This window comes from Xanthomonas axonopodis (assembly GCF_001304695.1).
GTDB classification, from domain to species: domain Bacteria; phylum Pseudomonadota; class Gammaproteobacteria; order Xanthomonadales; family Xanthomonadaceae; genus Xanthomonas; species Xanthomonas axonopodis.
This window is the reverse complement of sequence record NZ_JFAQ01000210.1, coordinates 1-2,890: the sequence shown is the minus strand read 5'-3', so window position 1 is coordinate 2,890 and position 2,890 is coordinate 1. Positions and strand designations below refer to the sequence as shown.

Genomic DNA, 2,890 nt, shown 5'->3' with positions numbered 1-2,890 from the left:
CTCTCAGGCTCTCTTGACTATGTTGTATCGCTCGACGGATCGCCTCTGTCGTAGTGGCGCTCCCGTGTAGAACCTGGCCCATAGTGCTTCCTTCCAATCGAGGGAAAATAGTGCACCATCAAAGCATGGGATCAAACACCAGTCTGCGCAGATCGACAACAGCGTGCCACGCGCGGGCATTCCGCCTGCGATGGTCGAGCACATGCAGAGGTGCACATGGCTTTGATCCACTCCATCCTGATGAGCGCCGTTGCCGGCATGCGCTCGATGACGCCGCTGGCCGCCGTCGCCAATGCCGCACGCACCGGCAAGCTGCCTGCCGACAGTGGCGCACCGGCATTGCTCGCCAATCCACTGGCCTCGGCCGGTATGCTGGCACTGGCTGGCGGCGAGCTGGCCGGCGACAAGATGAAGACCGCTCCCGACCGCATCGTGCTGCCCGGCATGATTGCCCGCATTGCCACCGGTGTGATCGTCGGCACTGCATTGGCGCCGCGCGAACAACGTGGCATCGCTGCACTGCTTGGCGCGACGACGGCAGTTGCCGCCGCCTATCTCACCTTCAATGCGCGGATGCGTGCGATCGAGCGCTACGGCCAAACCAGCACCGGCGTTGTTGAAGACGCGATCACGGTGGGCGCGGCGACGCTGATCATTCGGGATGCGGCCAAGCGATAACGCGTCTCCACTGACTCACGCATGGTGCCTAAAGGCCTGCCACTGTTTGCGCAGGCCATGGCCGCAAAGCGCTTAGGCGCCGTCTTGAGAGCGCAAGTCATCAACCAACAAGCGATGCCTGCGACAAACCGCGCCACAAGCCACGTTCACGCCGGGCGATAGATCGCGCACAGCTTGTTCCCATCGGAATCACGCGCGTAAGCCAATCACGTCGGGCCCATGCTGCTCTCACGCAAACCGGGCGGCTTTTTGATGGAGATGCCGCCGGCAGCGACCGCGCTGTTATGAAAGTGCTGCACTTGTTCCGGCGAGTCACACTTGAAGCCAACCGTTGCACCGTTGCCCGGGCTTGCGGGTGCGTCATTGATCGGCTCGCTCACACAAAAGGTGCTGCCTGCATGTCGGTAGAACAGGCGCGCATGCCCGCTGGCTGCCTGATTGACGAACGGCGCGGGCGCACCGAAGACCTCTCCTAGCACGGCGTCATAGAACGCACGCGCACGCTTGATATCGTCCGTTCCCACCATGACATGATTGAGCATGACGTCGTCCTGTTGATCGCGCGGGTGCGCAGCATAGGCAACTGCAGGTAGCGCGCCATATCGACCACGCGCATCAGCTGCCGCGCCCATGAGGCGCATCCAGATCCAATAGCGGCCCCATCGGGACGATACCGGTGGGGTTGATGGTGTCGTGGCTCTGGTAGTAATGACCCTTGATGTGCTGGAAGTTCACGGTGTCGGCAATCCCCGGCATCTGGTAGAGCTCGCGCAAGAATCCGGACAGCTGCGGGTAGTCGGCAATGCGCCGTAGATTGCATTTGAAGTGCCCGACGTACACCGCATCGAACCGCACCAGTGTGGTGAACAGGCGCCAATCGGCTTCGGTAAGCCGGTCGCCGCAAAGATAGCGTTGTGTGCTCAAACGCGCCCCCAGCCAGTCCAGGCTTTCAAACAATGGCACCACCGCTTCTTCATAGGCCGCCTGGGTGGTTGCAAAGCCCGCCTTGTAGACGCCATTGTTGACGGTGTCATAGACACGCGCGTTCACCGCTTCGATCTGCTCGCGCAGCGGCTGCGGATAAAAATCCCCCTCTGCAGCGCCAATCTCGTCGAAGGCACTATTGAACATGCGGATGATGTCGGCCGACTCGTTGCTGACCACGGTCTTGCGCTCGCGGTCCCACAATACCGGCACCGTGACCCGTCCCGAGTAATGCGGGTCGGCCTTGAGGTACACCTCGTACAGATACTGCGCGTGATGCTCCGTGTCGCCGACTACGCCCGGCCCATCGGCGAAGGTCCAGCCGTTCTCGCGCATCAGCCAGTGCACGATGGACACGTCGATGATCGACTCCAGCCCTTTCAGGCGCCGGAAGATCAGCGTGCGGTGCGCCCACGGGCAGGCAAGCGACACATACAGGTGGTAACGCCCCGGAGCGGCCTGGAACCCGCCCTGGCCATGCGGCCCGGCGCTGCCATCGCGCGTGACCCAATTGCGAAACTGCGACTGCGAGCGCTCGAACCGACCCTCGCTCTTGCTGGTGTCATACCAACTGTCTTGCCATTTGCCATCGACCAACAGACCCATCGTGTTCTCTCCCGCCGCGACACTCACAGGCGACCGTAGCCCACCGGTGTTGCAGGCTGCGTGAGCAGTGTGATGGTGTGTGAGTGCGACACGCGATCACCGTGGAAGATTGCAAGCAGGCACATCGCCCGTGCTTGCGCCTGACGGCACGCAAACGGTGCACCTACCTTGCAATCACCGAGGTTCCCGAAGACGCCATGTAGCACGCCTGCGCTTTCTTGCAGGCCTCGGCATTGAGCTCGGCGATCTGGCTAGCCAGGTATTGCTCCGGCGTCAGCCCCATGCGGTTGCGATACGCATTGTCTGCGTCGGCCTTGGCCTCTTGCTCCTGCTCGCGCTGCCGTTCTGCGGTGGTCGCTTCCACCAGGGTCTTGACCCGCTGCTGCTGCGCGGCAGTCAGATTCATCTGTTGCAACACATCCGGATTCGGGCGTGCGCGGCCCAGGGTGATGTTCTGGATCTGGATCGGCAGGCCTTGCTCCTTGACCAAGGCGCTGACATTTTGCGCCACCGAATCGTCGATCTTCCTGGCGGTGTCGGGGTCGCTCATCATCTTGGTCATGTCGTAGCGCTTGACCTGGTCGCGCACGATGGACGCGTACTGGCGACGTCCCCCCGTCCT

The 2,890-nt window shown here is 62.2% G+C and carries 4 protein-coding genes; 1 reads left to right on the top strand and 3 read right to left on the bottom strand.

Annotation, left to right across the window (positions count from 1 at the left end; translation table 11 throughout):
- The first annotated feature begins 216 nt into the window (after positions 1–216).
- Positions 217–678 (top strand): DUF4126 family protein, encoded by a 462-nt coding sequence (locus XAXN_RS17185; RefSeq protein WP_054320450.1) that lies wholly within the window; start codon positions 217–219, stop codon positions 676–678.
- Between the two features lie 206 nt (positions 679–884).
- On the opposite strand, the gene XAXN_RS17180 is transcribed toward XAXN_RS17185, so the two are convergent.
- The 3 genes from XAXN_RS17180 to XAXN_RS17170 all read right to left on the bottom strand — a co-directional run.
- The gene (locus XAXN_RS17180; protein ID WP_054320451.1) at positions 885–1,220 is read right to left on the bottom strand and encodes a VOC family protein; all 336 of its coding nucleotides are present in this window, start codon (positions 1,218–1,220) and stop codon (positions 885–887) included.
- 73 nt (positions 1,221–1,293) lie between these two features.
- Positions 1,294–2,268 (bottom strand): glutathione S-transferase family protein, encoded by a 975-nt coding sequence (locus XAXN_RS17175; protein ID WP_054320449.1) that lies wholly within the window; start codon positions 2,266–2,268, stop codon positions 1,294–1,296.
- A gap of 163 nt (positions 2,269–2,431) precedes the next feature.
- Positions 2,432–2,890 (bottom strand): SPFH domain-containing protein (locus tag XAXN_RS17170; RefSeq protein WP_245149964.1); only part of this gene is annotated, 459 nt, incomplete at its 5' end.

What these genes read in the sequence shown, in the direction of transcription:
- XAXN_RS17180 (WP_054320451.1), bottom strand. Translation starts at nt 1,220, where the DNA reads ATGCTCAATCATGTCATGGTGGGAACGGACGATATCAAGCGTGCGCGT.
- XAXN_RS17185 (WP_054320450.1), top strand. Translation starts at nt 217, where the DNA reads ATGGCTTTGATCCACTCCATCCTGATGAGCGCCGTTGCCGGCATGCGC.
- XAXN_RS17175 (WP_054320449.1), bottom strand. Translation starts at nt 2,268, where the DNA reads ATGGGTCTGTTGGTCGATGGCAAATGGCAAGACAGTTGGTATGACACC.